The 5546-nt window shown below is 51.0% G+C and carries 7 protein-coding genes and 2 pseudogenes; 3 read left to right on the top strand and 6 right to left on the bottom strand.

Annotated elements, in window-relative coordinates; genetic code table 11:
* Nucleotides 1-305 (bottom strand): annotated as a pseudogene (locus tag DZ54_RS25320) (hypothetical protein); the annotation flags it as partial.
* Nucleotides 306-392: 87 nt separating this feature from the next.
* Here DZ54_RS25320 and rsmD point away from each other — a divergent pair.
* Complete coding sequence (rsmD, locus tag DZ54_RS0115475) at nt 393-1007, top strand: 16S rRNA (guanine(966)-N(2))-methyltransferase RsmD (protein WP_025675058.1); 615 nt, start codon at nt 393-395, stop codon at nt 1005-1007.
* Nucleotides 1008-1034: 27 nt separating this feature from the next.
* Complete coding sequence (locus DZ54_RS0115470; RefSeq protein WP_025675057.1) at nt 1035-1301, top strand: DUF1145 domain-containing protein; 267 nt, start codon at nt 1035-1037, stop codon at nt 1299-1301.
* On the opposite strand, the gene DZ54_RS24385 is transcribed toward DZ54_RS0115470, so the two are convergent.
* The 5 genes from DZ54_RS24385 to DZ54_RS22430 form a co-directional block, all read right to left on the bottom strand.
* A complete protein-coding gene (locus DZ54_RS24385; protein WP_025675056.1) occupies nt 1249-1605 on the bottom strand; it encodes a putative signal transducing protein in 357 nt (118 codons plus the stop codon). The genes DZ54_RS0115470 and DZ54_RS24385 overlap by 53 nt on opposite strands.
* 12 nt (nt 1606-1617) lie before the next feature.
* Entirely contained in the window at nt 1618-2244 is a 627-nt protein-coding gene (locus DZ54_RS0115460) for a lysoplasmalogenase (protein ID WP_025675054.1), read from the bottom strand.
* Between the two features lie 139 nt (nt 2245-2383).
* Nucleotides 2384-2743 carry a hypothetical protein gene (locus DZ54_RS0115455; protein WP_025675051.1) on the bottom strand — a complete coding sequence of 120 codons (360 nt, stop codon included), beginning with the start codon at nt 2741-2743 and terminating at the stop codon, nt 2384-2386.
* A gap of 148 nt (nt 2744-2891) precedes the next feature.
* A complete protein-coding gene (locus tag DZ54_RS22435) occupies nt 2892-3272 on the bottom strand; it encodes an acyltransferase family protein (RefSeq protein ID WP_128080549.1) in 381 nt (126 codons plus the stop codon).
* Between the two features lie 40 nt (nt 3273-3312).
* On the bottom strand, nt 3313-3912 hold the full coding sequence (locus DZ54_RS22430; RefSeq protein ID WP_081721690.1) for an acyltransferase: 600 nt from the start codon (nt 3910-3912) through the stop codon (nt 3313-3315).
* A gap of 240 nt (nt 3913-4152) precedes the next feature.
* Here DZ54_RS22430 and DZ54_RS22425 point away from each other — a divergent pair.
* Nucleotides 4153-5546: pseudogene (locus DZ54_RS22425) on the top strand (AbgT family transporter); the annotation flags it as partial.

Raw genomic sequence — 5546 nt, 5'->3', positions numbered from 1 at the left:
CTCTGGCTCTGGTCATGCTGCGTCTGGCTCTGGTCTGCTGCGTCTGGCTCTGGCTCTGGCTCTGGCTCTGGCTCTGGCTCTGGCAAGATATTCGTGTCGGTTTCGCCTTCAGGTGCAAGGCTTGATGGTTGGTTTTGTGATGAAGTATCAACAGACGTCTCCGTCGACGTCACTGACTCCACCGTATCGTCCGCCACGTCTGGCGAATGCGTTGATGATTCTTGTTCTGGGTCTGGCTGTGCCGAGTCTTTTTTACGACCCAAGCCCAACCATGACATAAATCCACGTTTCTTTTTTTCTGCCATTGGCAAATCCTAAAGCATGCTTGATACAATCAGCGGCACAATACCGAATCGGCATAGTCTACCACCTTCTTAACGGTCAAAAAATCTATGGTTAAACGCGCCAACCGCAAATCCTCATCGGCTCCCCTTTCTCGTGGGGTTGGGTCCGTTCGTATTATTGCTGGCCGCTGGCGTGGCCGTAAGCTCACCGTGCATGACGCACAAGGACTCCGCCCCACGACAGACAGGGTAAAAGAGACCGTTTTTAACTGGCTCGCTCCTTATTTACCGGGCGCTCGCTGTCTCGATATTTTCGCGGGCAGTGGTGGGCTCGGCTTTGAAGCGCTCTCTCGTGGCGCAAGCTGGGTCCATTTTTGCGAAAAACATCCCGCGGCAGCCAAACAATTACGTGCCAACTTAGATCAACTTGGCGCACAAAACGCACACATTGATCGTGGCGATGCGCTCGCCCTACTTGCCACCGCGCCTAAAGACGGCCCCTATGATATTATTTTTGTCGATCCGCCTTTTCATCAAGGCTTACTGGATGACACCTTGGCCGCTCTAGATGCCAATCATTGGCTTGCGCCTAATGCCTGTGTTTACGTCGAAGTGGAGAGTCATTTAACGACCTGGCAGGTCCCAGAGCATTGGCACTGCCACCGTGAAAAGCGCGCGGGCCAAGTTAACTACCGGTTATATTTTACCGAGTCCGATGATTAAGCAAACACGACCATTGAGAGAAAAACTATGAAAGCGTTAATCTTATTGGCGAAAGTCGCCATCGCCTTTGTGTGGATGGTGTTGCTCGCCAATATTGTCCATCCCTTTCCGGGTGTTGCCGCCATGGCACTTTACATCATGACCGGCTTTTTGTTGATGATGCACGGGCTGCAAATGCTGATCTTTTTGGGGGCCTTTGGCGATAAAATTGCGATGAGCCGCTGGGAAAAGTGGTCGATTCTTATTTTTGGGATTTTCGCGCTACTCGATATTCGCCGCAAATATATGGTGTAACGCAATCACTCGCGACTATGCTGCACTGCCAGCATAGTTCAAAGCTACCCGCATTCTCTTCACCGCACACTTGGCAAACCCAATGGGTATAGCTTTGGGTTTCATATTCCTGCAGCAACGTCCGCGCCTGAGTGACCTTTTCCGGATCAACCCATAAGGTGACGCCTTGAACATCCGGGGGGAGTTCCCCCACTGCCGCACTCAATGTTTCGCCTTTTAAAACACAATCAATCTGGTGACTTGCCAGTAACCCTTTTAGGCTGTGTGCTTCTAACGCGTTCATCGCTTGGTAAACTTTTTCCATGCACACCTTTCCTTAAGCAATAACGACCGAGGCACTGATCAACGCTTGGGCAACAAAGTAGCTAGACATCACTATCGCTTGTGTGGGGCGGAGCTCGCCTTTAACGCGCGCAAAGGCAAGCACCGTATCTGAGATCATAAAAAAGACGGCCCCCGCTAACGCCAGCCCTGCCGCTACCGAGTGGGTATTCAACCAGTATTCTCCCGCCGCCCACACCATTTGCGTGATCACGGCGATATAAAGGGCGACTGGTAAGGCAAAACGCCCAAGGTTGGGGAGTAGCAAGAGAAAGACAATCACACCTAGGCCTGAAAGCATCGCAGGTAACCACCAGACCATGTGACCATCAAACTGCGCCCAAAAGGCAAAGGTATAGACCAGGTGCGCAAGCAAAAAACTGGTTAGGCCGAGAACAAACCGGTCTTTGGGCAACATGAAAAAAAGGTCACCCACCATCGAAAGCAATAAGGCAGCCACGACCCATTGCGCATAAGTTGATGCACTGACATGCGCCCCGACAATAATCATCAACAGTATTATGGTCAGTGGCTTAAACAGATAAAACTGCCAGCGAGGGCCCCGGTAGGCTGCGGAGATATGCAGCAGTCCCGAACAACAGACAGCGAACCAGCTCCACATGGTTATCATTCCTTTTACAACAAGGACGCCAAGTTTAGGCGGGCTAATGTATATGTCCAGCCTCCCTTGGTGAGAACAAGATCCAGTTTAAAAAAATCGCAACGTTAACGATGGGGTAACTCTCCAGAAGGGCCGTTCATTAGCCGCTCCATTGCGGCCATACTTGTGCGTAAAAGCCAATCGCTCCCACGGTAAACAGCAGAATAAGACCAGCGGCGAGACGCCAAATCAAACGGTTGCTTCGCGGTACCAGTTCCGACTCACAATACTTGCTTACTGATATAAATTCACGAATATCATCCACTTTGTAACCATCTTCATGAACGACCTTGTTGCGAATGGTGGCCACGAAGCGCAGTTTTTTGATCACATCATGGGGAAGCCGTTTTTGGCTGCTGTCGATGAGCTGGTGGAGCCCTTTTCCCTCAGCGTGGTAGTGCTGGCGCAGTAAGTTTTCTAGGCGCTTACTGTGCTTAATTACCATTGCTACATCGTCCATGGTCTCTCTCCTTGCTGGCTCACTACCATCTTTCTAGTATGACGGTTTTTACGCCCTTTAGGGATACCCGATTTCATGATTGGGATCTGACTCCGTATACACGCTTTCAATTACTTATGACTACTTTTATCGCCAAAAGTGTCATCAACTAGGGAACCAGCCACGCGGTGATGCGCTGACGCTGTAATAATGCCGTTATCAAGGCCGCGCCTGCAAACGCATAAATCGTCAGGACCGGAATCCATACCCAAGACGGCGACAAGGTGGGCCAGTATGCTCGCACCGGCCAAAGGAAAATAGGATGAATCAGATAAATACCCAAGCTATAACGGCTTAGCGTGGCCACCCATGATGGCGTAGTTCGTCCCTGTCGCCATTGCCGAACGGCCAAAAAGACGGCGGCGCTGATCAATACCGTGTTGATCGTGGTGTAAGATAACCAGCCTCCGTGATGTAACGCTGATATTGGATACTGGTACCAAGTACATGGTATCCGGTCATTCCCACGGCGAGTAGCCCTAGGGCCCACCAAAGAGGCCGTGCGCGTGGGAAATGATGTAACCAAAAGCCTAGCCACAAATAACCGCCCAATAAAGAATAAAGTCTTGACGCCACCAGCCGTGTGCGCCCGATAAATACCAGGCGGTCAGGCCCATCCATGCGAGTCCGACGGCCGCCACTCCCCATGTTGGTATGTGCGCGAGTATGGGACGCAGTATTGGGATCCAAAGCAACAACGGGATGTAATAGTAAAAAAGGCCCAGATGATAATAGGTCTCGTGGTCGGGCGCAGCGTGTAACGTTTGCGCTACCGTCTGCCAAGAGAAGCCTTCAGCAGTGAGTCCAGACAAGCCCGCGAACAATAGCGACCAAAGCACAAAAGGCACCACAACTTTCATTACCCGGCGCTGGATAAAGTGTTGGAAGGTAAACCGGTGCGAAGACGACAACAACAACACCCCTGAGATCATGATAAATACTGGCACCACCCAGCGGCTGGCACTATTGAGCCCAACCGCCACGCTCCAATCGGACAATGGGATCTGGCCAATTTCAGTGCGATACGGTCCCAAGACATGAATCGCAACCACAAATAAGGCGGCCAGCACGCGGAGTACATCAAGATACTCAATATGCCTTGTTGTTGCGCTTGCTGCATTTGTTAACACCTTTCATCCATTTGAGTGAACGAGAAAAACCCCATAATACGCCGATTTTCGGCAAAAAGACGCATAGTCACGACAACTTACAGTCAAATATGTCAAGTTTGTCGTCAAAAATCAGTACACAGATCGCCTAATTACGTTAAAAGTTAGTATTTAATCTTGCCATTTAGTTTAAAAAACAATTAACATCCTGCCTTCTTTCCCATTGACGGGAAGTGCAGTACTGACAAGGAGACGAATGACATGCACTCAAACACCTCCGAGCAACGGGGCGGTCCACATAAACGCACGCTGTTTACGCGTTTTCTCGATACCGTCGAGTGGTTAGGCAACTTATTACCCCATCCTGTGACCTTGTTTGCGATCTTCTGCGTCGCCATTCTGTTGGCATCGGGTGTCGCCGGTTACTTTGATGTTTCCGTGGCGGATCCGCGTCCAGAAGGGGCAACAGGTCGCGCCGCCGATGGCATGATCTACGTGCAAAGCCTGCTTAATGCCGAAGGCTTGCAAATGATCGTCACCAATTTGGTGAAAAACTTTACGGGTTTCGCGCCATTAGGCACCGTATTGGTTGCTATGTTAGGCGTTGCGGTCGCAGAGCACTCTGGCTTACTGTCAGCATCCATGCGTGGTTTAGTGATGGGCGCTTCTCGCCGTACCGTCACTTTTACCATTGTCTTTGCGGGTATTATCTCAAATACCGCATCAGAGCTCGGTTATGTAGTCTTAATTCCACTCGCGGCGATGATCTTCCACTCGTTAGGCCGCCACCACTTGCCGGCCTGGCAGCGGCATTTGCCGGGGTGTCGGGCGGCTATTCGGCTAACCTGTTGTTAGGCACCGTTGACCCATTGCTCTCTGGGATCACCGAGCTGCTGCTCAAATGATTAATCCTGAGTACGCGGTGGGTCCTGAGATGAACTGGTACTTTATGTTTATCTCTACCTTCTTCATTGCCTTTGTGGGGGCCTGGATCACCGATAAAATTGTTGAACCCAAGCTTGGACCTTATGACCAAAGCCAAGCGTCTGAAGACATCACAGCGGCGTCGGCCAGTAAACTCAATGACGACGAAAAACGCGGCCTACGTAATGCGGGTATTGCCGTGCTGATTGTCAGTGGTATCTTAGCGCTCACCATCGTGCCGGAGTGGGGCGCACTGCGCCACCCCGAGACCGGTGAAGTGGCAGGATCGCCGTTTTTGAAAGGAATTGTGGCCTTTATCATGGTGTTCTTTGCCGTCCCAGGCATCGTGTTTGGCCGTACCGTAGGCACCATTAATAACGATCGCGATGTGATTGATTCGATGTCGAAATCGATGAGTGCGATGGGGATGTACATCGTGCTGGTGTTCTTCGCGGCTCAGTTTGTCGCTTTCTTTAAGTGGACTAACTTCGGCCAAGTGATTGCGGTCGGCGGTGCAGACTTTCTGCAAACCATTGGTTTAACCGGCCCGGCGTTGTTCTTTGCCTTTATTTTGATGTGTGGCCTCATTAACCTCTCGGTCGGGTCTGCATCCGCACAATGGGCGATTACCGCGCCGATCTTTGTGCCGATGTTAATGCTGGTCGGCTATGCCCCAGAAACTATTCAGTCSSCTTATCGGATTGGCGATTCGGTCACTAACATCATTACCC

The sequence above is a fragment of the Salinivibrio socompensis S35 genome, assembly GCF_000513715.1.
Classification (GTDB): domain Bacteria; phylum Pseudomonadota; class Gammaproteobacteria; order Enterobacterales; family Vibrionaceae; genus Salinivibrio; species Salinivibrio socompensis.
The sequence above is the reverse complement of the archived record's forward strand: the minus strand, read 5'-3'. Positions and strand labels throughout refer to the sequence as shown.

Excerpts from the sequence above, each read along its gene's own strand:
- DZ54_RS0115460 (WP_025675054.1), bottom strand. The coding sequence starts at position 2,244 with ATGTGGAGCTGGTTCGCTGTCTGTTGTTCGGGACTGCTGCATATCTCC.
- rsmD (WP_025675058.1), top strand. The coding sequence starts at position 393 with ATGGTTAAACGCGCCAACCGCAAATCCTCATCGGCTCCCCTTTCTCGT.
- DZ54_RS0115470 (WP_025675057.1), top strand. The coding sequence starts at position 1,035 with ATGAAAGCGTTAATCTTATTGGCGAAAGTCGCCATCGCCTTTGTGTGG.
- DZ54_RS0115455 (WP_025675051.1), bottom strand. The coding sequence starts at position 2,743 with ATGGACGATGTAGCAATGGTAATTAAGCACAGTAAGCGCCTAGAAAAC.
- DZ54_RS24385 (WP_025675056.1), bottom strand. The coding sequence starts at position 1,605 with ATGGAAAAAGTTTACCAAGCGATGAACGCGTTAGAAGCACACAGCCTA.